Origin of the sequence: Streptomyces sp. SudanB5_2050, from assembly GCF_964272335.1 — a bacterium.
In the GTDB taxonomy this organism is placed as follows: domain Bacteria; phylum Actinomycetota; class Actinomycetes; order Streptomycetales; family Streptomycetaceae; genus Streptomyces; species Streptomyces rochei.
The window spans coordinates 951727-971277 of sequence record NZ_OZ186760.1 but is presented as its reverse complement, the minus strand read 5'-3'; the positions used below and the strand labels follow the sequence as shown (position 1 = coordinate 971277).

The window sequence follows — 19551 nt, the reverse complement described above, 5'->3', positions numbered from 1 at the left end:
CCGCCGATGACCTCGGAAACGATCACCGCGGAGTCCTCCGGCACCTGGCACCTCGGCGACCTGCCCGTCCGCCGCGTCGGCTTCGGCGCGATGCGGCTGACGGGCAGCGCCGCCTTCCACCTCGGCACCCCGAGCGACCGCGAGCGCTCCCTCGCCGTGCTGCGCAAGGCGGTCGAACTCGGCGTCAACCACATCGACACCGCCGCCTTCTACTTCTCGTCCCTGCGCTCCGCCAACGAACTGATCAACAGCGCGCTGGCCCCCTACGCCGACGACCTCGTGATCGCCGCCAAGGTCGGCCCGTACCGCGCGTGGTCGGGGGAGTGGGGCACCTCCGCCCGCCCCGAGGACCTGCGCGCCCACGTCGAGGAGAACCTGCGTCAGCTCGGCCGCGACCATCTCGACGTCGTCTATCTGCGCCGCATGCGGCAGGACTCGATCGCCGACCACTTCGGCGCCCTGGCCGAACTGCGCGCGGCGGGCCTGATCCGCCACCTCGGCGTCTCCGACGTGGAGCCCCGCCACCTCGCCGAGGCGCAGGCCATCGCGCCCGTGGTCTGCGTGCAGAACCGGTACGGACTCGGCTTCCACGACCCCGTCACCGACGAACTGCTCGCCCGGTGCCGCGAACAGGGCATCGCCTTCGTGCCGTTCTACGCCCTCGCGGGCGAGGCGGGTCCGCGGGGTGGCGCCTCGACGGCGCACGAGGAGGAGGTCCGCGCGGTCGCCGGGGCGCACGGCGTGAGCCCCGCCCAGGTCCGGATCGCCTGGACCCTGCACCAGGGCCCGCACGTCCTCGCCATCCCCGGCACCGGCGACCCCGGCCACCTCGCCGAGAACGTCGCCGCGGGCGCCCTGCGGCTCACCGACGGGGAACTCGCGCGGCTCGACGCCGCCCGGACCGGCTGACGCGGGCTACGCGGTCCAGGCGCCGTCCCGCATGATGTGCCGCCCCTTCAGCTCCCGCACCTCGTGCCACGCCTGGACCGCGAGCGGCCGCACCCGGAACCAGGCGTACGACGCGCCGTCCCCGCGCGGGTCCCAGCCGGTCTTCGCCGCGAACGCCTCCGCCGCGCCCGCGGGCGCCTCCCGCAGGCCGAACACCTCCGCCTCACCGTCGATCAGCACGACGTCCCGGGTGTGCCCCAACGCCAGCCGGGCCCGGCCGCCGTCCCGCAGGTTGCGACCGGTCGGATTGGCCGCCCGCGTGCACAGCCACACGGCGTCCCCGTGCCACACGAACCACAGCGGAACCATGCAGGGCACCCCGTCGGGGTCCGCCGTGGCCACCCAGATGTCCAGCTCGCGCTCCAGCCGGTCCAGTACGTCCTGCCGGCGCTGCCCGGGCCCGCGCGGCGGTGCGGTGATCTCCATGGCCGTGACGGTAGCGGCCGGGACACGCCCACGCCTCGGGCCGGAGGACTAGGACCGGAGACTGGCGTCCGGCGAGTTTTACGTATAACCTCTCCCGTCAATCGCCCGTCCCGGAAGGTCCCGATGCCGCACATCGCCCTGGTCGCCCTCGTCGTCGACGACTACGACGAGGCGATCCGCTTCTACACCGAGGCCCTCGGATTCCGCCTGACCGAGGACACCCCCCGGCCCGACGGCTCCCGCTGGGTGGTCGTCGAGCCCGGCGCGGGCCACGGTGGCACCGCTCTGCTGCTGGCCCGCGCCAAGGGCGAGCGGCAGCGGGCCCGGATCGGCGACCAGACGGGCGGACGCGTCGGGTTCTTCCTGCACACCGACGACTTCGCCCGCGACCACGCCCGGATGACGGCCGCCGGCGTGATCTTCCTGGAGGAGCCCCGGCGCGAGCCCTACGGCTCGGTCGCCGTCTTCCAGGACCTGTACGGCAACCGCTGGGACCTGCTCCAGCCCGCCGCCTGACCTCCCCGCCCTTCGCCACCGACCCGCCGAGGAACGACCGCTCATGTCATCTACGCGCATAGACACCGAAACCCTCCGCCGCCTGCCCAAGGCCGTGCTCCACGACCACCTCGACGGCGGCCTGCGCCCCGCGACCGTGGTGGAGCTGGCCGCGTCCGTCGGCCACACCCTGCCCACCACCGACCCCGACGAGCTGGCCGCCTGGTACTACGAGGCCGCCAACTCCGGTGACCTGGTGCGGTACATCGCCACCTTCGAGCACACCCTCGCCGTGATGCAGAGCCGGGAGGGACTGCTGCGCACCGCCGAGGAGTACGTCCTCGACCTGGCCGCCGACGGCGTCGTCTACGGCGAGGTCCGCTACGCCCCCGAGCTGATGCTGAAGGGCGGCCTCGGCCTCGCCGAGGTCGTCGAGACCGTCCAGGAGGGCCTGGCCGCGGGCATGGCCAAGGCGGCCGCCGCCGGCACGCCGGTGCGCGTGGGGACCCTGCTGTGCGGCATGCGGATGTTCGACCGGACCCGCGAGACCGCCGACCTCGCGGTGGCCTTCCGGGACGCGGGCGTCGTCGGCTTCGACATCGCGGGCGCCGAGGACGGCTTCCCGCCCGCCGACCACCTCGACGCCTTCGAGCACCTGCGCCGCGAGAACGTCCCGTTCACCATCCACGCCGGCGAGGCCCACGGCCTGCCCAGCATCCACCAGGCGCTCCAGGTGTGCGGCGCCCAGCGCATCGGCCACGGCGTCCGCATCACCGACGACATCCCCGACCTGGCGGCCGGCAAGCTCGGCCGGCTCGCCGGCTGGGTGCGCGACCGCCGGATCGCCCTGGAGATGTGCCCCACCTCCAACCTCCAGACCGGCGCCGCGACCTCGATCGCCGAGCACCCCATCACGGCGCTCAAGGACCTCGGCTTCCGCGTCACCCTGAACACCGACAACCGTCTGGTCTCCGGCACCACGATGACCCGGGAGATGTCCCTGCTCGTCGAGGAGGCCGGCTGGACCGTGGCGGACCTGCGCACGGTCACGGTGAACGCGCTGAAGAGCGCCTTCATCCCCTTCGACGAGCGCAGGGCCCTGATCGAGGACGTCGTCCTGCCGGGCTACGCGGCGGCGCTCTGAACCAGCCCGCGCACATAGGCGGCCTGTCCGACGTGCTGGAGATCGTCGGACAGGACGCTGACCAGGCGCGTGCCGAGCGTGACCGGCGGGTCCCAGTTCTCGTCCACGACGCGCTCCAGGTCCTTGGCGGTCAGGGAGCGCAGCGCACCGAGCGTCTGCTCGTGCACGGCGTCGTAGTAGCCGGTCAGCAGGTCGGCGGAGTCGACGCGCACCTTCGCGACCTGCGCCGGGCTGTGGCCGTACCCGGTGTCGAGGCGGGGCAGGCCCAGCCCGAAGCGCTTCTCCCACGCACCGGTGAGCCACACCTGGTCGAGCCCGAAGGCGTCCGCAACGTGGTCGTCCTGGACCCGGGTGAGGTGCCACACCAGCCAGGCGACGGAGTTCGCGTCGTCGGCGGGGCGGGCGTTCAGGCCGTCGGGCGGCAGGTCCCCGACGGCGGCGTGGACTTCTTCCCGGATGCGGCCGTAGCCCTCGATGAGGATGTCCTTCGCGTGCATGCCTCCACCATGGCGCAACCGGCCCTCAGCCGCTCGCCGTTCCCAGCAGCCCCATGAGCGCCCGCGCCGCCGGGCTGGTGGCCTGGACGGGCGGCAGGAGGGCGATGGTCTCGTACGCGGTCTCGTCGCCGTCCTTCAGGGGCAGCGAGGTCAGGGAGGCCCGCTTGTCCCGGAAGTGGCGCGGCACGACCGCGATGCCGAGGTTCTCGTCGAGCAGGTCGAGCAGGCCGTGCACGTCGTTCACCTCCAGCGCGACGGTCCGCCGTACGCCCGCCGCGGCGAAGGCGGTGTCGGTGACGCGTCGCGGCCCCCAGTCGGGGTGGAAGTCGACGAACACCTCGTCGGAGAGGTCCCGCGGGGTCAGCGGCGCGCCGTACGCCGCCAGCCGGTGGTCGGGGTGGCACAGCACCGTCATCGGCTCGCCGGCCAGCGACACGGACCGCAGCTGGTCCGTGTCCTCCTGCGTCCGGTAGGCGAAGGCCAGGTCGAGCCGCCCGGCCGCGACCTCCTCCGCCAGCTCGCCCGAGCCCGCCTGCCGCAGCCGTATCTCCACGTCCGGGTGCTCCCGGCGGAACGCGGCCAGCAGCCCCGCCACCGGCACCCCGGCGATGCACTGCTCGGTCCCCAGCGACAGCGTGCCGCGCAGCACACCCTGCACCGCGGCGACCGCCTCGTGCGCCGAGCGCACCTGCGCCAGGATGCGCCGCGCCTCCTCCAGCAGCGCCCGCCCGGCCTCGGTCAGCGTGACCCGGCGGGTCGTGCGCACGAACAGCGGCGCCCGCAGCTCCCGCTCCAGCGCCCGGATGGACGCCGAGAGCCCGGACTGGGACACCAGCAGCCGTTCGGCCGCCCGGGTGAAGTGCTGGTCCTCGGCGACCGCCACGAAGTGCTGGAGATGACGCAGTTCCATGACTCAGAAGCGTATCCGCACAATCCCATCGGATTCTTCTGTTGGACCACTGCCCGCAGGTCACGCCAGAGTGGGACCGGTTCCGCACACGGCCCGTACCCGGGCGCCAACCCCTCTGGAGTCGCGTTGTACACCGCACACCCCGACCGCTACGCGGACATGCCCTACCGGCGCACCGGACGCAGCGGCCTGAAGCTCCCCGCGCTGTCGCTCGGTCTGTGGCACAACTTCGGTCCGGACCGTCCCGTCGAGACCCAGCGGGCGATCCTGCGCCGCGCCTTCGACCTCGGCGTCACCCACTTCGACCTCGCCAACAACTACGGCCCGCCCCCCGGCTCCGCCGAGTCCGCGCTCGGTGACGCGCTCAAGGCCGACTTCGCGCCGTACCGCGACGAGCTGGTCATCTCCACCAAGGCCGGCTATCTGATGTGGCCCGGCCCGTACGGCGAGTGGGGATCGCGCAAGTACCTGCTCTCCTCCCTCGACCAGAGCCTCGCCCGCATGGGTCTGGACCACGTCGACATCTTCTACTCGCACCGCCCCGACCCCGACACGCCCCTGGAGGAGACGATGGGCGCCCTGCACACCGCGGTGCAGCAGGGCAAGGCGCTGTACGTCGGCGTCTCCAACTACTCGCCGGAGCAGACCCGCGAGGCCGCCCGCATCCTCGCCGAGCTGGGCACGCCGCTCCTCATCCACCAGCCGCGCTACTCCATGCTCGACCGGCGCCCCGAGACCAGCGGTCTGCTGGACACGCTCGGCGAACTCCAGGTCGGCTCCATCGCCTACTCCCCGCTGGAGCAGGGCCTGCTGACCGGCCGCTACCTCGACGGCATCCCCGAGGACTCGCGCGCCGCGAGCGACAGCCCCTTCCTCGACTCCGACGCGGTCACCGGGGAACTGGTCGGCAGGCTGCGCGCCCTGAACGACGTCGCGGCCGACCGCGGGCAGTCCCTGGCGCAGCTGGCGCTGGCCTGGGTCCTGCGCGAGGGCCGGGTCACCTCCGCCCTGGTCGGCGCGAGCAGCCCGCGGCAGCTGGAGGACAGCGTGGCGGCCGTCGGGAACCTGGAGTTCGGGGCCGACGAACTGGCCCGGATCGACGAGATCGTCAAGAAGTAGGAAGCGGAACGGACGACCCACGCGATCCCGGAGGCGGCGGCCCGCCTCCGGGATTCCGGCATGTCCGGACCCGGGCCTTCCGGTACCGCCGCCCTGCCCACACCCCGCGACGCGCTGTTTCGGCCACCCACTGCCGTGAATATGCCAGGAGAGTGGCCGGAAATTCATGGTGACAGTGGTTCAGTAGTGAACATACTCACCTACAGGGCGTCTCACAGCACGCGACAGCGTCCTCACGCACAGCACACGAGCCGCACGGACGTCACGCCCGACCGGCAGGCGGACTGCGCGACGGGGGAGGGGAGCAGTGCACGACGAGTTCCTGTGCCATGTCACCGCCTACGGTGTCTGTGACGGACGGCGCATCGGAGTACCCCTGGGGACCTACCGGGCCCCCACCCTGGCCCTCGCCCTGTGGTGGCTGCGCGACCGGGCGTCCTGGATCGCCGAGCGGCTCGACCCGCAGCCCGACACCCCCCACTTACCCCGCGGCGCCCTGACCCCGGTCGCCGACGACGCCCCCGACGTGCCGCGCGTGCTGCGCACCTGGTGCGCCGACGACGTCCAGCAGGAGCTGGTCGCCGAGGAGCTGGCGGCGGGCCGTCTGGTGCGCGTCGCGACCAGTGACGACACGACGGAGTACGAGCTGATGGCGGAGTCCGTGGACGCCCTGCGCATGCAGCGGGCCGCACCGCCCCTCGTGGTCCCCGTCGCCTGAACCCTCGCGCCGGCCTAGGCGCCGGCCGCGCCCCCGTCACGGCGCCGCCCCACCCGGCGGGCGAGCAGCGCGCCGAGGAACCCGGTGACCAGCCCCCACGGCAGGGCGAGGCCGACCGCGGCCCAGAGCCTGGGACGCAGGAACAGCTGTCCGGCCAGTCCGCCGCCCAGGTCGCCGATCCCGAGCACTGACAGGCCGTAGTGCGCGGAGATCCGGCCGACGAGGCCGATCATGAGGACCGTCAGCGCCAGCGCCACGGCCATGTGCACGGCGTGCAGCCAGGCCGGCACGGCCGCCGGGGAGCGGCGCGCCAGCAGGACTCCGGCCGCCAGGAGCAGGACCGCCGCGACGACCAGGAGCCACCACCACCGCCCGTCCCGCTCGGTGACCGACCCCAGGTTCAGGGCGGCGACGTCCGGCTTGCGCAGCACCTCGTCGAGGACGTGCGGCATCGGCAGCCCGAACGGCCCCTCCACGCGCCCGTCCCAGGTGGCTCCGAGCCCGACCGTGAGCGCGAGCCACGCCAGATTCGGCAGGCCGAGCAGCAGGACGGCGAAGGTGTCCGCCGGGTGCCCCCGGGTCCCGGCGACGACCAGCCCGACCAGGGCGCCGACGACGACGTAGGCGAGCAGCAGCGCGAGCATGGCGTACGCCGCCGGGCGCACCGAGGTGTGCAGGCGCAGCAGCCGACCGGGCAACGGTGCCCGGCGCGAGACCAGCAGGGCCGACAGGAGCACACCGGCCAGCCACAGCAGCCCGAACAGGACGGTCAGCGGCACGTCCGTGGTGAAGCCGACCCGCGGAGCGACGCCGAACAGGTCACCCAGGTCGTCCAGCAGGCCCTCGCCCAGCGACACCTCGAAGGTCTGGCGGGCCGCGAAGGAGAGCCCCAGCAGAGCCGCCAGCCACAGGACGGCGATCCGTCCGGCCCAGCCGGCCAGCTCCGCCGCACCGGCGACCGCCCGGTGCCGCAACGGCCGCAGAAAGCCCCGGCCGACGACCAGGGCGCCGATCAGCGTCACGGACAGCGGCAGCACGGTCAGACCCGCGTCGGTCTCGGCGAAGCCGCCCGCGTCCCCGGACAGTTCCAGGGCCCCGCCCACCGCGGTGACGACGGTCGCCGTGACGACCCGGGGGAAGGCGTTGTCGGGCAGGTCCGCGGCGCCGGCCGCCCACAGGCCCAGCGCGGCCACGACGCCCATGGCGACGAGCCCGGCCAGGACCGTGGCCAGGGCCTGCGGCCAGCCGTGACGGGCGACCGCCTGTCCGGACGTGCCGGGTGGGGTACGCGAACTCACGCTGCCACGCTAAGCAGCACCGGCCCGCGGCGCGCGCCGACGAGACCGTCCGCGTCCGCCCGGCGCCCGATCGGGCTCCCGGCCGAGCGGCCGGGCTAGCGCACGGCCCACGCGGTGCGCACGACCAGGGCGTGGTCGCCGAGCCCCAGCAACCGGTCGGGCGGTACCTCGCCCCGCGTCGTGAACACCGCGAGGACCCGGCCCGTCTCCGGGGCGAACGCCACGTCCAGCACCGTGCCGCGTGCGGTGCCGGTCTCGGTCAGGACCCGGTGCCCCAGCAGCTCGTGGTGGACCGGAGCCGACTCCGCGGCCTCGGCGGAACCGACCCGGACGGCACCCGGACCGACCGACAGCACCGCCTCCCAGGGCAGTGCCGTCTCCCCGCGGAAGCGGCCCCTGCGCAACCGGAGCCGGCTCACCGCGCCGGACGCGACGTCGACCGTCAGCGACGTCACGGTGCCGACCGGCCCGCCCCCGTCCGGCACCAGCACCGGCAGCCCCCGCACCTCGGTGAACAGCATCACGGCGGCGAGCCCTTCGGGTGACCGGGCACGCCGGCGACCAGCGCGGTCAGGCCCGGCAGATCGTCGGCGACGTGCGCGGCGGCCTCCCCGGCCAGCACGAGGTCCCGGCCGGCGAGGGTCACGGAGACCCCGCGCGGCACGTACACCCGCCGCCCGTGCCGGGACTGACCGGGAACGAACCGCCTGCTCGCCGCCACCCGGAAGCCGACGACCCGTCCGCCCGTGCCGCCCTCCACCACGACGTCGAGCACGGTGCCGACCTCGTCACCGGCCTCCGTGAGGACCCGGGCCCCGATCACCTCGGCCCGCAGCGACTGCCGGCGCTCCGTCAGCACCGCCGCGCTCACCAGGCCCCGCCGGTCGCGGATCATCACCGCGTCGTGCCCGAGGGCGTACACGGACGACCAGGGCAGCCCCTCCTTCAGCGGACCCGACAGCAGTCCGCGGCCGGTCAGGGTGAAGCCGGTGATCCGGCTCGCCCCGGCGTCGCATACGGTGTCCTTGACATGGGCGACCGCATCGCCGCCGAGGGTGACCACCGGCCGGGTGGTGAGGCTTCGCGCGGCCATCAGTTCGTTCATCGCACGCCCTTCCCGCACCCTCTCCCGCCATCTCGGGTTCCCCGTGCCACTGTGACGATGCCCGCAGTACGAAGACACGGGGACTGCGAAGCCGGGGCCGGGGTACGAGGACAGGTGCAGCAGCGGCCGGCCCGGCTTCCGAGAGAGACACGCATGACCGAGTACCTGGACGGGGCAGTGATACCGACTGGTTTCGACGTACCCGTTGAACCGCTCCGACAGGGGGCCCACTACTCCGGGGAACCGGGGTGCATAGCGCGGGCACGTGCCTTCGCCTCGCACTTCCTCGACCGGCTCAGGACCGAGTGGTGCGCCACCATCGGCCCGCGGTCCGACGGCGCGGTGCTGCTCGTGGTGAGCGAGCTGATCACCAACGCCGACCGCCACAGCAAGGGCCCCTACATCCTGGAGCTCGAGGGCACGCCCGCCTCGGTGACCGTGTCCGTCTACGACAGCAGCGGCGCGGTGCCCGAGCGCTACCCGCGCGATCCCGAGCGCGTCGGCCGGCACGGCCTGGAGATCGTCCACGCGCTGGCGGAGGCGGTCGTCGTCGAGCGCGTACCGGTCGGCAAGCGCGTCAAGGCGCTGGTGCCCCTCACCGAGGCGTGACCCCGTCCGACCCGGTCCCGGACACGGACGCACCGCCCCACCTCCGGCGTGTGGGGCGGCACAGGCACCTCGTCGATCGGCCCGGTCGGCCTCAGGCGGTCGGCCCTCAGGCGCAGCCCAGCTCGCCCAGCATCCCCTCGCGCAGCCGCGTGATGATCCGCTTGATCAGCCGGGACACGTGCATCTGCGAGCAGCCGAGCCGCTCCCCGATCTCCGCCTGGGTGGCCTCCTCCACGAACCGCATGTGGATGATCCGCCGGTCGCGCTCGCTCAGCTCGGCCATCAGCGGGGCGAGCGAGTGGAAGTCCTCGACCAGCCGCAGCCCGTCCTCCTCCACGCCGATGAAGTCGGCCAGCACCGACTCGCCGCTCTCCGCCCCGTCGCCGGTCAGCGCCGCGTCCAGCGAGGAGGAGTTGTAGCCGTTGGAGGCGATCTGGCCCTCGATCACCTCGTTCTCGCTGATGTTCATCAGGGTCGCCAGCTCGGCGACGGTGGGCTCGCGGTCCAGACGGGAGGAGAGTTCCTCACGGGCCTTGGCCAGCTCCACGCGCAGCTCCTGGAGCCGCCGCGGGACGTGCACCGCCCAGGTGGTGTCCCGGAAGAAGCGCTTGATCTCGCCGACGATGTAGGGCAGCGCGAAGGACGTGAACTCCACCTCGCGCGACAGCTCGAACCGGTCGATGGCCTTGATCAGGCCGATCATGCCGGTCTGGACGATGTCCTCCATGTCGTCCCCGCGGCCGCGGAACCGGCCGGCGGCGAACCGCACGAGAGACATGTTCATCTCGATCAGCGTGTTGCGGGCGTACTGGTACTCGTGCGTGCCCTCTTCGAGTTCCGTCAGGCGCTGGAAGAACTGGCGCGACAGCTGCCGCGCGTCACGCGGAGCCACGGCGCGGGGGTCCTCGACGCCCGGCAGTGATCCCTCGTCCGTCCCGCTCCCGGTGGTCTTCCCGACGACCTGCGCTTCCGGCCGGATCACGGCGGTCTCCATTACCTCTCCCACGAAAGTCACGGTTCGGCGTCTCCCTAGGTTCTTCCCGCGCCGGCGGGTACCCGGGTCGCCGCGGCACATGCCTCTCATTTTCACGGATGGCGGAAAACCGATGCCGCGGCACCTTCGCGGAGCGACGTGCTCGCACCCAGCGTAGCTCCGCGGGGCCCGCCCGGCACCCGGCGATTTCCCTGTGGGCTGAACGCCGCCCCCTTCCCCCTCCGCGCCGTGATCCTAGGCTGAGGAGGTGACCAGCCACGTGCCGAACGAAGCCCGCGTCATTCCCCTGCGCCCCCGTGCCCAGCGCCCGGAGGCCGCCCCCGCCGCCCGGCCGGCCGCCCCGGAGCGAAGGCGCCCCGCGGCGCGTGAGCCCCTGTGGCGCGACCTCGTCGGCGACGTCCTCCGTCGCGAACGCCTCGCCCAGGAGCGCACCCTGAAGGAGGTCGCCGAGACCGCCCGGATCTCCATGCCGTATCTGTCGGAGGTGGAGCGCGGCCGCAAGGAGGCGTCCTCCGAGGTGCTGGCCGCCGCCGCGGGCGCCCTCGGACTGGGCCTCGGCGACCTCCTGGCCCGCGCCCAGGGAGAGCTGGTCCGGCTCGCCGCCCGGCACGCCGGTCCGGGCCGGGGCCCCGGCTCCTCCGGCGCGCGGTACGACGGGATGTGCCTGGCCGCCTGACCGCGCTCCGGGACGGCGCCCCGCCGGGCGCGCGGCGCCGTCCCGGCGCTCACACCCGCGCCAGGCGCCGGCTGAGCACCTCGTCGGCCAGCCCGTAGGCCACCGCCTCCCGGGCGGTGAAGACCTTGTCGCGGTCCATGTCGGCGCGCAGCGTCGCCACGTCGTGCCCGGTGTGCCGGGCCAGCACCTCCTCGACCTGCGCGCGGATCCGCACCATCTCCTTGGCCTGCAGGGCCAGGTCGGTGACCGTGCCCTGACGGCCGCCGCTGGCCGGCTGGCCGAGCAGCACCCGCGCGTGCTCCAGCACGAACCGCCGTCCGGGGTCGCCGCCGGCCAGCAGCACGGCGGCCGTGGAGGCGGCCTGCCCGACGCAGAACGTGGAGATCGGCGCCTGGACGAAGGTCATCGTGTCGTAGATCGCCATCAGCGACGTGAAGGAGCCGCCGGGGGAGTTGATGTACACCGCGATCTCGCTCTCGGGAGCCGAGGACTCCAGGTGCAGGAGCTGCGCGATGACGACGTTGGCCACACCGTCGTCGATCTCGGTGCCGAGGAAGATGATCCGCTCCGACAGCAGCCGGCTGAAGACGTCGTAGGACCGCTCGCCCTGCGGGGTCCGCTCGACGACGTTCGGAATCGTGTAGCTCCCCATGTCACAGCCCCATCCGTCGCTTCGGAGCGGCCGGGCGCACATCCGCGAGGGACTGGACGACCCGGTCCACCATGCCGTACTCCCTGGCCTCCTCGGCCGTGAACCAGCGGTCCCGGTCGCCGTCCCGGGAGATGGTCTCCGGGCTCTGCCCGGTGTGCTCGGCGGTGATCCGTTCGATGGTCCGCTTGGTGAACTCCAGGTTGTCGGCCTGGATCTCGATGTCGGCGGTGGTGCCGCCGATGCCGGCCGACGGCTGGTGCATCATGATCCGCGCGTTCGGCAGGGCGTAGCGCTTGCCCGCCGTGCCGACGCTCAGCAGGAACTGCCCCATGCTCGCGGCGAACCCCATGGCGAGCGTCGACACGTCGTTGGGGATCAACCGCATCGTGTCGTAGATGGCGAGCCCCGCGTGCACGGAGCCGCCCGGGCTGTTGACGCACAGCGTGATGTCGGCGCGCGGGTCCTCCGCGGACAGGATCAGCAGCTGGGCGCAGACCCGGTTGGCGGAGACCTCGTCGACCTGCGTGCCCAGCAGCACGATGCGCTGCGCGAGCAGCTGCGCCGCCAGATGGTCGTCGAACCGGGAGGGAGGGGTGTCGCCCTCCTGGGCGCGGGGCCAGGTGGCCGGGGCGGGACCGGCGGTGAGTGGGGACATCGGCGCTCCTTGTCGAGTCGTCGGACGAGTCGTGCGCGGCCGATGGCGCCGCGCTCCCTCCCACTCTTGGCCCGCGGCGGTCCCGAGCAGCCCTTTCTCTGCCCGCGGCAGATCTGCCACGGGCAGAACGCTCGGAGGCGGAGCGGACGGCGGGTCCCGGGCGGCCGACGAGTCCCGGGCGGCCGATGAGTTTCCGGACTCCGGCGGGTCGACAGTGGTGACCGTGTTTCCGCGCCCGGGAGGGTACTGATGGACACCGACGGATTCACCACCTGTCTCTGGTTCGACGGCCGGGCGGAGGAGGCCGCGCGCTTCTACGTCTCGCTCTTCGAGAACTCGTCCCTCGGGGCCGTCACCCGCTACCCCGAGGGCGCGCACCAGCCCGCCGGCACCGTGCTCACCGTCGACTTCACGGCCAACGGCCAGCGGTTCGTGGCCCTCAACGGCGGCCCGGAGTTCCGGTTCAACGAGGCGATCTCCTTCCAGATCACCTGCGACGACCAGAAGGAGGTCGACCACTACTGGGCCGAGCTGACCGAGGGCGGCGGCGAGGAGGGGCCCTGCGGCTGGCTCAAGGACCGGTTCGGCGTCTCCTGGCAGGTCGTCCCGGGCCGGCTCGAGGAGATGTTCCGGGACCCCGATCCCACGAAGGTGGCGCGGGTCAACCAGGCCATGATGACGATGCGCAAGCTCGACATCGCCGCGCTGGAGAAGGCGTACGCAGGGGAGTGAAGCCACATGCGACCTGAAGGAACGCCCTGCTGGGCGGATGCGATGTTCGGCGACGTCGAGGGGGCCAAGCGCTTCTACGGCGACGTCCTCGGCTGGACCTTCGGCGTGTCGTCGTCGGAGTACGGCGACTACACCCAGTGCTACGCGGACGGCAAGGCGGTCGCCGCCGTGGTGCCGCCGGTGCCCGGACAGGAGGACCAGGCGCAGTGGTGCCTGTACTTCGCCACCGCCGACGCCGAGGCGAGCGCGGCGCGCGTCCGGGAGGCGGGCGGCGACGTGGTGATGGGGCCGATGCGGGTCGGCGACTACGGCACCATGTGCCTGGCCCGGGACCCGGGCGGCGTCGTCTTCGGCCTCTGGCAGGGCGGCACGCACGAGGGGTTCGAGGCCGTCGCCGTGCCCGGCGCGTACTGCTGGGCCGAGGTCTTCACCCGGGAGCCCGGCGCCTCGGACGCCTTCTTCCCCGCCGTCTTCGGCTACACCGCGAAGCAGATGGAGGACGACAACGTCGACTTCCGCGTCTTCGATCTGGGCGAGGAGCCCGTCCTGGGCCGCATGGCCATGACCGACGACTTCCCGCCCGAGGTGCCGTCGTACATCAACGTCTACTTCACCGTCCCCGACTGCGACGCGGCCGTGACCCGCGCCACCGCACTCGGCGGCACCCTCCGCTTCGGGCCGATGAGCACCCCGTTCGGGCGGTACGCGGCGCTGAGCGACCCGCAGGGCGCCGACTTCTCGGTGATCGACGTCACCAGGACCGAGGGTGACATGCCGAAACTCACGGACGTCCGCTGAAGCGGCCTTCCGGCCCGGTCCGGTGGACCCGCCGTGCCATGGCATGATCGGGCGCATGCTTGAACGTGTTGTGGCCGCGTGCGACGGGGCTTCGAAGGGAAACCCGGGCCCGGCCGGCTGGGCCTGGGTCGTCGCCGACGCGTCGGAGACCCCGGTGCGCTGGGAGGCCGGCCCGCTGGGCAGGGCCACCAACAACATCGCCGAACTCACCGCGCTGGAGCGCCTGCTGGCATCGACCGACCCCGGCGTGCCGCTCGAGGTCCGCATGGACTCGCAGTACGCCATGAAGGCCGTCACCACCTGGCTGCCCGGCTGGAAGCGCAACGGCTGGAAGACGGCGGCCGGCAAGCCGGTCGCCAACCAGGAACTGGTCGTGCGCATCGACGCGCTGCTCGACGGCCGCTCGGTCGACTTCCGCTACGTGCCCGCCCACCAGGTCGACGGCGACCGGCTGAACGACTTCGCCGACCGCGCCGCCAGTCAGGCGGCCGTCGTCCAGGAGGCGGCGGGCAGCGCGCTCGGCTCACCGGAGCCGCCGCCCGCCCCCGACGTCCCGGCGAAGAAGGCACCGCGCCGCAAGCCGGGCACCGCCCGCAAGGGTGGCGGCGCCTCCGCGCGCACCATCAAGGCGAAGTTCCCCGGACGCTGCCTGTGCGGCCGTTCGTACGCGGCGGGCGAGTCCATCGCCAAGAACGACCAGGGCTGGGGCCATCCGGAGTGCCGCACGGCCGCGGCCGGCTAGGACGGGAGCGCGGGACCGGTCCCCGGACGGGAGAGGGACGGTGCCCGGCGGACGCGGACGCCGGGCGCGCGACCCGCGTCGGGCGGGGTCACGCCCCACCGTTCCTCACCTCTGTACGCTGCGTAGCGACATGATCGCTCAGAGTGCAACCCAGGGGTGAATGTGAAGGTCGCCTGCGTCGGCGGCGGGCCCGCCGGCCTGTACCTGTCGATCCTGCTGAAGCTGCGGGACCCGTCCCACGACATCACCGTCCACGAACGCAACCCCGAGGGGTCCACCTACGGCTGGGGTGTGACCTACTGGCGCGGCCTCCTCGACCGGCTCCACGCGCACGACCCCGCGTCCGCCCGCGCCGTCGAGGAGCACTCCGTGCGCTGGCGCGACGGCGTTGCCCACGTGGGCGGGCACACGGTCCGCCACCACGGGGACGAGGGCTTCGGCATCGGCCGCCACCGGCTCCTGGAGATCCTCGCCGCCCGGGCCCGCGCCCTGGGCGTGCGCCTGGAGCACGAGCACGAGGTCCGCGCCGACCGCCTTCCCGACGCCGACCTCGTCGTGGCGGCCGACGGCGTGGGCAGCGCCCTGCGCACCCGGTACGCCGGTCACTTCGGCACCGAGGTCCGCGCCGGGCGCAACCACTACCTCTGGCTCGGCACCACCAAGGTCTTCGACGCCTTCACCTTCGCCTTCGCCGAGACCGACCACGGCTGGATCTGGGCGTACGGCTACGGCTACGGCCCCGGGGGCAGCACCTGCGTCGTCGAGTGCGCGCCCGAGACCTGGTCCGGGCTGGGACTGGACCGGGCCGACGAGGCCGAGGGGCTGGTCGTACTGGAGAAGCTCTTCGCCGACGTCCTCGACGGCCACCCGCTCACCGGCAGGTCCGGGCGGGGCGCCGGCGCCTCGTGGCTGACCTTCCGCACCCTCACCAACCGCACCTGGTCCCGGGGCAATCTCGTCCTGCTCGGCGACGCCGCCCACACCACGCACTACTCCATCGGCGCCGGCACCACGCTCGCCCTGGAGGACGCGATGTCCCTGGCGGCGGCGCTCGGCGAGCCGGTCGCCCTCCGGGACGCCCTCGCCCGCTACGAACAGGAGCGCAGGGCGGCCCTGCTGCCGGTGCAGAGCGCGGCCCGCCACAGCGCCCAGTGGTACGAGAACCTGCCCCGCTACATCCGGCTGCCCCCGCAGGAGATGTTCGCGCTGCTCGGCCAGCGCCATTCGCCGCTGCTGCCCTACGTCCCGCCCCGGCTGTACCACCGGATCGACCGCGCGGCCGGGCGACTGGAGACGCTGCGCCGGCTCAAGCGCCGGCTGGGGCCCCGGATCGCACGGACGGTCGAGGCGCGGAACCTGGCCGCCCGCGGCTGAGCCGCCCCGCCCGCACCGTGCCGACGCGGTGCGGGCGGGCACCGGATGACAGACTGGCGCCCATGGACGAGCGCACTTTCGACAGGTCGGACCAGCACGCCTCGGTGATCGGACTCGGCACCTGGCAACTCGGCGCCGACTGGGGAGACGTCGACGACAAGGAAGCCCTCACGGTGCTGGAGGCGGCGGCCGAATCGGGGGTGACCTTCTTCGACACCGCCGATGTGTACGGCGACGGGCGCAGCGAGGAGACCATCGCCACCTTCCTGCGCGGCCGGCCCGACCTGCACGTGCTGGTGGCCACCAAGATGGGCCGCCGGGTCGAGCAGATCCCGCAGAACTACGTTCTGGACAACTTCCGGGAGTGGAACGACCGTTCCCGCCGCAACCTCGGCGTCGACGTGATCGACCTGGTGCAGCTCCACTGCCCGCCCACCCCCGTGTACTCCAGCGACGAGGTGTTCGACGCCCTGGACACCCTGGTCGAGGAGGAGCGCGTCGCCGCGTACGGCGTCAGCGTGGAGACCTGCGCCGAGGCGCTGACCGCCATCGCCCGGCCGAACGTGGCGAGCGTGCAGATCATCCTCAATCCGTTCCGGATGAAGCCTTTGCGCGAGGTCCTGCCGGCGGCCCGGGAGGCGGGCGTCGGCATCATCGCCCGGGTGCCGCTCGCCTCCGGCCTGCTGTCCGGCAAGTACACCCGGGACACGGTCTTCGCCGCCAACGACCACCGCAACTTCAACCGGCACGGTGAGGCCTTCGACCAGGGGGAGACCTTCTCCGGCGTCGACTTCGCCACCGGCGTGGAGGCGGCCGCCGAGTTCGCCGCGCTCGCCCCCGAGGGATACACCCCGGCGCAGCTGGCGCTGCGCTGGATCATCCAGCAGCCGGGCGTGACCACCGTGATCCCCGGCGCCCGCTCGCCCGAGCAGGCGCGCGCCAACACGGAGGCCGCCCGGCTGCCGGAGCTGTCCGAGGACACCCTCGCGGCCGTCCGCGACCTCTACGAGCGCCGGATCAAGGACCAGGTCGAGGGCCGCTGGTAGCCGGCGCGCGCGGACCTCACGGCACCAGGAGCAGTTCCCGTTCCCGCTCCTGGTCGCCGGAGGCCGCTCCCTCGTCCCGCGTGCCGAAGGCGCGGGACAGCAGCCGGCTCGCGGTCTCGACGGCCTGCGGCGTGCCCTGCACGGTGACCGTCACCGGCGCGGACAGCGGGGCGCCCGCCTCCCGCGGTTCCGAGGACGCCTCCGGGGCGCCCGCGGCGTCGAAGGTCGCGGTGCGTACCGTCGCGTGCTCGTCGGACGGCAGACTGTCGGGAGCCCCGAAGACGCCCTCCAGCGCGCGGACGATCGCCCGCGCGTCGTCGACGCCGCCGCCGCTGAGCGTCACGGTGAGCTGAGTGTCGGACATCCTTCGCCTTCCTCCGGGCTGCGTGGTTCCCGGCCCGTGTAACCGGCCCCCGGCCGCCCAAACGCCCATGGCCGTGCGGGGGCCTGCGGGTGGGGAACCCGGGAAGAGGGAAGGGGACGCGGTCACGACAACGGGAGGAAAAGTGACGGACACGGACGAGGGACCGGCCCGGCGCAGAGGGCGCAACGAGACCGAGGAGGAGCGGGCGGACCGGATGTGGACGGAGCTGATCCAGGAGGTCCGCGTCGCCCAGATGGGTGTGCAGATCCTCTTCGGCTTCCTGCTCACCGTGGTGTTCCAGCCCAAGTACGACGACCTCTCGGACACCGACCAGATGATCTACCTGATCACGGTCGTCCTCGGCGCGGTCACGACCGGCGCGCTGATCGGGCCGGTCTCCCTGCACCGCCTGGTCTCGGGGCGGCGCGTGAAACCCCAGGCGGTGCGGTGGGCGTCCCGGCTGACCCTGCTCGGCCTGGTGCTGCTCCTCGCCACGACGGCCTGCTCGCTGCTGCTGATCCTCCGCGTGGCGACCCACGACGGCTTCGTGCCCTACCTCGTCGCGGGCGTGGTGTTCTGGTACCTGCTGTGCTGGTTCGGGATCCCGATGTGGACCCGGCACCGCCACACGTCCCGCTGAGGGCGGTCAGCCCTCGGCCATCAGTTCCGCCAGGAAGTCGTCGACGCGCACTTCCTCCCGTCCCGGCCGGACCACGTCGTACGTCTCGCGCAGGAACGCCTCGACCGCCGCCGCCCACAGGTACACCACGGCGCGGTGGCGGCCGCCGTCCGTCCGCGTGTCGCCCAGCAGTTCGACGCGCAGCTCGTCCCACATGCCCCGCGACTCGGGGCTCAGCCGCACGTCGCCCTCGCCGACCGGACGGGTCAGCCCTTCGCCCACCATCTCCCGGTCGAGGGTCCAGCGGGCGAGCACCCGGCCGTCGTGGCTGAAGACCACGGTGAGGGCGAACGGGTCCGCGGCGTCGTAGGCGAGGTGGGCGAGGACCGGGCAGCGTTCGGTCTCACCGGCCTGGAGCTGCACGACCAGCGTCTTGCGCACGAGGGACTTCACGACAGGGGCCTCCCGGGGAACGGCGTAGGGCCCTCTAGTACCCCGTACGCCCGCAAGATGCTCAGGCGTACGGGTGATTCGCGGCGGCCCCGCCGTCCCCCGGTCCCGCTGCCCCGGCTCCGCAGACCCGGTGCCGGCCGGAGCGGCGCCTCAGGAGTCGCCCAGCGCCTCGCGCAGGGCCGGGAGCAGGGTCTTCTCCGACCAGTCCAGGAAGGCGGGTTGGCTCTCGCCACCGATCTGCACCAGGGCGATCTCGGTGAAGCCGGCCTCGGCGTAGGGGCGTACGGCCTCCACGAACGCGTCCGGGTCGTCGCCGCACGGGATCGACTCGGCGACGTCGTCCGGGGTGACGAACTGGGTGGCCGCCTCGAAGGAGTCCGGGTGCGGCAGCTCGGAGTTGACCTTCCAGCCGCTGCCGAACCAGCGGAACTGGGCGTGGGCGCGCTTGATCGCCGTGTCCCGGTCGGGGTCGTAGGAGACCGGGAGCTGGCCGACGCGCGGCTTGCCGCGGCCGCCGTGCCGGTCGAAGGACTCCAGCAGTCCCTGCTTGGGCTCGGTGGCGATCACCAGGTCGGCGTGCTCGCCCGCGAGCTTGCAGGAACGCTCCCCGGAGACGGCGATGCCGATGGGCGGCGGGCTGTCCGGCACGTCCCACAGACGCGCCGACTCCACATCGAAGTGGGTGCCGCGGTGGTTCACATGACCGCCCTCGAACAGAGCACGGATGATCTCCACGGCCTCGTGGAGCATCTCGTGCCGCACGTCGACCGACGGCCAGCCGCCGCCCACGACGTGCTCGTTGAGGTTCTCGCCCGAGCCGAGCCCCAGCCGGAAGCGGCCCTCGGACAGCAACTGCATCGTCGCCGCCTTCTGCGCCACCACCGCCGGGTGGTAGCGGAACGTCGGACACGTCACGTAGGTCATCAGCGGAATGCGGGAGGTCGCCTGCGCCGCCGCGCCCAGCACGCTCCACGCGTACGGCGAGTGGCCCTGCGCCCGCAGCCAGGGGAAGTAGTGGTCCGAGGTCACCGAGAAGTCGAACCCCACCTCCTCCGCGCGCACCAGATGGCCGACCAGCTCACGGGGGCCGGCCTGCTCGGTCATCATCGTGTATCCGATTTGCACCATAAGAGGCGAGTCCCCGGCCGGACGGAGCGAAAACAGGGGAGGTGCGGCG

General features: G+C 73.0%; 25 protein-coding genes. 13 read left to right on the top strand and 12 right to left on the bottom strand.

The genetic code is table 11. The annotated features are described in order from the left end of the window. The first annotated feature begins 6 nt into the window (after positions 1-6). The gene (locus ACFZP7_RS04110) at positions 7-909 is read left to right on the top strand and encodes an aldo/keto reductase (RefSeq protein WP_185908372.1); all 903 of its coding nucleotides are present in this window, start codon (positions 7-9) and stop codon (positions 907-909) included. 6 nt (positions 910-915) lie between these two features. Here ACFZP7_RS04110 and ACFZP7_RS04105 read toward each other — a convergent pair whose 3' ends face one another. Further along, positions 916-1374, bottom strand: a complete 459-nt coding sequence (locus tag ACFZP7_RS04105; protein ID WP_086877054.1) for a pyridoxamine 5'-phosphate oxidase family protein — start codon at positions 1372-1374, stop codon at positions 916-918. Positions 1375-1497: 123 nt separating this feature from the next. Here ACFZP7_RS04105 and ACFZP7_RS04100 point away from each other — a divergent pair, with 123 nt between their 5' ends. Beyond that, positions 1498-1890, top strand: a complete 393-nt coding sequence (locus ACFZP7_RS04100; RefSeq protein ID WP_210951868.1) for a VOC family protein — start codon at positions 1498-1500, stop codon at positions 1888-1890. A gap of 43 nt (positions 1891-1933) precedes the next feature. Next, positions 1934-3013 (top strand): adenosine deaminase, encoded by a 1080-nt coding sequence (locus ACFZP7_RS04095; RefSeq protein ID WP_030976502.1) that lies wholly within the window; start codon positions 1934-1936, stop codon positions 3011-3013. Here the strand turns inward: ACFZP7_RS04095 and ACFZP7_RS04090 are convergent. Both ACFZP7_RS04090 and ACFZP7_RS04085 read right to left on the bottom strand, forming a co-directional pair. Further along, complete coding sequence (locus ACFZP7_RS04090) at positions 2995-3510, bottom strand: mycothiol transferase (RefSeq protein WP_031021106.1); 516 nt, start codon at positions 3508-3510, stop codon at positions 2995-2997. The two genes, ACFZP7_RS04095 and ACFZP7_RS04090, sit on opposite strands and share 19 nt — an antisense overlap. Positions 3511-3535: 25 nt before the next feature. Further along, positions 3536-4420 carry a LysR substrate-binding domain-containing protein gene (locus ACFZP7_RS04085; protein WP_031021107.1) on the bottom strand — a complete coding sequence of 295 codons (885 nt, stop codon included), beginning with the start codon at positions 4418-4420 and terminating at the stop codon, positions 3536-3538. A 126-nt stretch (positions 4421-4546) separates the two neighbouring features. Between ACFZP7_RS04085 and mgrA the strand changes: the two genes are divergently transcribed. Together mgrA and ACFZP7_RS04075 are read left to right on the top strand one after the other, a co-directional pair. Then, positions 4547-5539: an L-glyceraldehyde 3-phosphate reductase gene (gene mgrA / locus ACFZP7_RS04080; RefSeq protein WP_019327297.1), complete on the top strand. Its 993-nt coding sequence runs from the start codon at positions 4547-4549 to the stop codon at positions 5537-5539. A gap of 307 nt (positions 5540-5846) precedes the next feature. Next, on the top strand, positions 5847-6257 hold the full coding sequence (locus tag ACFZP7_RS04075) for a hypothetical protein (protein WP_019327298.1): 411 nt from the start codon (positions 5847-5849) through the stop codon (positions 6255-6257). A 14-nt stretch (positions 6258-6271) separates the two neighbouring features. On the opposite strand, the gene ACFZP7_RS04070 is transcribed toward ACFZP7_RS04075, so the two are convergent. From ACFZP7_RS04070 to ACFZP7_RS04060, 3 genes are all read right to left on the bottom strand, one after another. Next, on the bottom strand, positions 6272-7555 hold the full coding sequence (locus ACFZP7_RS04070; protein WP_385633859.1) for a streptophobe family protein: 1284 nt from the start codon (positions 7553-7555) through the stop codon (positions 6272-6274). A 95-nt stretch (positions 7556-7650) separates the two neighbouring features. Continuing rightward, entirely contained in the window at positions 7651-8076 is a 426-nt protein-coding gene (locus tag ACFZP7_RS04065; RefSeq protein WP_385638333.1) for a PRC-barrel domain-containing protein, read from the bottom strand. Continuing rightward, the gene (locus ACFZP7_RS04060) at positions 8076-8660 is read right to left on the bottom strand and encodes a PRC-barrel domain-containing protein (protein WP_109203521.1); all 585 of its coding nucleotides are present in this window, start codon (positions 8658-8660) and stop codon (positions 8076-8078) included. Before ACFZP7_RS04060 ends, ACFZP7_RS04065 begins: the two co-directional genes overlap by 1 nt. Positions 8661-8813: 153 nt before the next feature. Between ACFZP7_RS04060 and ACFZP7_RS04055 the strand changes: the two genes are divergently transcribed. Continuing rightward, the gene (locus ACFZP7_RS04055) at positions 8814-9269 is read left to right on the top strand and encodes an ATP-binding protein (protein WP_385633858.1); all 456 of its coding nucleotides are present in this window, start codon (positions 8814-8816) and stop codon (positions 9267-9269) included. Positions 9270-9375: 106 nt separating this feature from the next. Here ACFZP7_RS04055 and ACFZP7_RS04050 read toward each other — a convergent pair whose 3' ends face one another. Continuing rightward, positions 9376-10263: an RNA polymerase sigma factor SigF gene (locus tag ACFZP7_RS04050; RefSeq protein WP_031021113.1), complete on the bottom strand. Its 888-nt coding sequence runs from the start codon at positions 10261-10263 to the stop codon at positions 9376-9378. A gap of 247 nt (positions 10264-10510) precedes the next feature. Between ACFZP7_RS04050 and ACFZP7_RS04045 the strand changes: the two genes are divergently transcribed. Next, entirely contained in the window at positions 10511-10939 is a 429-nt protein-coding gene (locus ACFZP7_RS04045; RefSeq protein WP_019327304.1) for a helix-turn-helix domain-containing protein, read from the top strand. Between the two features lie 49 nt (positions 10940-10988). Here the strand turns inward: ACFZP7_RS04045 and ACFZP7_RS04040 are convergent, their stop codons facing one another. Then, complete coding sequence (locus ACFZP7_RS04040) at positions 10989-11591, bottom strand: ClpP family protease (RefSeq protein WP_019327305.1); 603 nt, start codon at positions 11589-11591, stop codon at positions 10989-10991. Between the two features lies 1 nt (position 11592). Further along, positions 11593-12246 carry an ATP-dependent Clp protease proteolytic subunit gene (locus ACFZP7_RS04035; protein WP_062135757.1) on the bottom strand — a complete coding sequence of 218 codons (654 nt, stop codon included), beginning with the start codon at positions 12244-12246 and terminating at the stop codon, positions 11593-11595. A gap of 249 nt (positions 12247-12495) precedes the next feature. Between ACFZP7_RS04035 and ACFZP7_RS04030 the strand changes: the two genes are divergently transcribed. The 5 genes from ACFZP7_RS04030 to ACFZP7_RS04010 all read left to right on the top strand — a co-directional run bounded on the left by ACFZP7_RS04030 (position 12496) and on the right by ACFZP7_RS04010 (position 16938). Further along, positions 12496-12978 (top strand): VOC family protein, encoded by a 483-nt coding sequence (locus ACFZP7_RS04030; RefSeq protein ID WP_385633857.1) that lies wholly within the window; start codon positions 12496-12498, stop codon positions 12976-12978. A gap of 6 nt (positions 12979-12984) precedes the next feature. Next, positions 12985-13776 carry a VOC family protein gene (locus ACFZP7_RS04025; protein WP_385633856.1) on the top strand — a complete coding sequence of 264 codons (792 nt, stop codon included), beginning with the start codon at positions 12985-12987 and terminating at the stop codon, positions 13774-13776. Between the two features lie 43 nt (positions 13777-13819). After that, entirely contained in the window at positions 13820-14518 is a 699-nt protein-coding gene (locus ACFZP7_RS04020; protein ID WP_029393756.1) for a ribonuclease H, read from the top strand. Positions 14519-14674: 156 nt separating this feature from the next. Next, positions 14675-15892, top strand: coding sequence for an FAD-dependent monooxygenase (locus ACFZP7_RS04015; protein ID WP_385633855.1), 1218 nt, complete (start codon positions 14675-14677; stop codon positions 15890-15892). 62 nt (positions 15893-15954) lie between these two features. After that, positions 15955-16938, top strand: coding sequence for an aldo/keto reductase (locus ACFZP7_RS04010; protein WP_046249647.1), 984 nt, complete (start codon positions 15955-15957; stop codon positions 16936-16938). 16 nt (positions 16939-16954) lie between these two features. Here the strand turns inward: ACFZP7_RS04010 and ACFZP7_RS04005 are convergent, their stop codons facing one another. Continuing rightward, positions 16955-17302: a hypothetical protein gene (locus tag ACFZP7_RS04005; protein ID WP_019327312.1), complete on the bottom strand. Its 348-nt coding sequence runs from the start codon at positions 17300-17302 to the stop codon at positions 16955-16957. A 214-nt stretch (positions 17303-17516) separates the two neighbouring features. On the opposite strand from ACFZP7_RS04005, the gene ACFZP7_RS04000 reads away from it, so the two are divergent. Then, entirely contained in the window at positions 17517-17942 is a 426-nt protein-coding gene (locus ACFZP7_RS04000; protein WP_146442734.1) for a DUF6328 family protein, read from the top strand. A 6-nt stretch (positions 17943-17948) separates the two neighbouring features. Here ACFZP7_RS04000 and ACFZP7_RS03995 read toward each other — a convergent pair whose 3' ends face one another. Together ACFZP7_RS03995 and ACFZP7_RS03990 are read right to left on the bottom strand one after the other, a co-directional pair. Continuing rightward, entirely contained in the window at positions 17949-18374 is a 426-nt protein-coding gene (locus tag ACFZP7_RS03995; RefSeq protein WP_019327314.1) for an SsgA family sporulation/cell division regulator, read from the bottom strand. 150 nt (positions 18375-18524) lie between these two features. Next, the gene (locus ACFZP7_RS03990) at positions 18525-19502 is read right to left on the bottom strand and encodes an LLM class F420-dependent oxidoreductase (RefSeq protein WP_125771352.1); all 978 of its coding nucleotides are present in this window, start codon (positions 19500-19502) and stop codon (positions 18525-18527) included. Between the last annotated feature and the right edge of the window lie 49 nt (positions 19503-19551).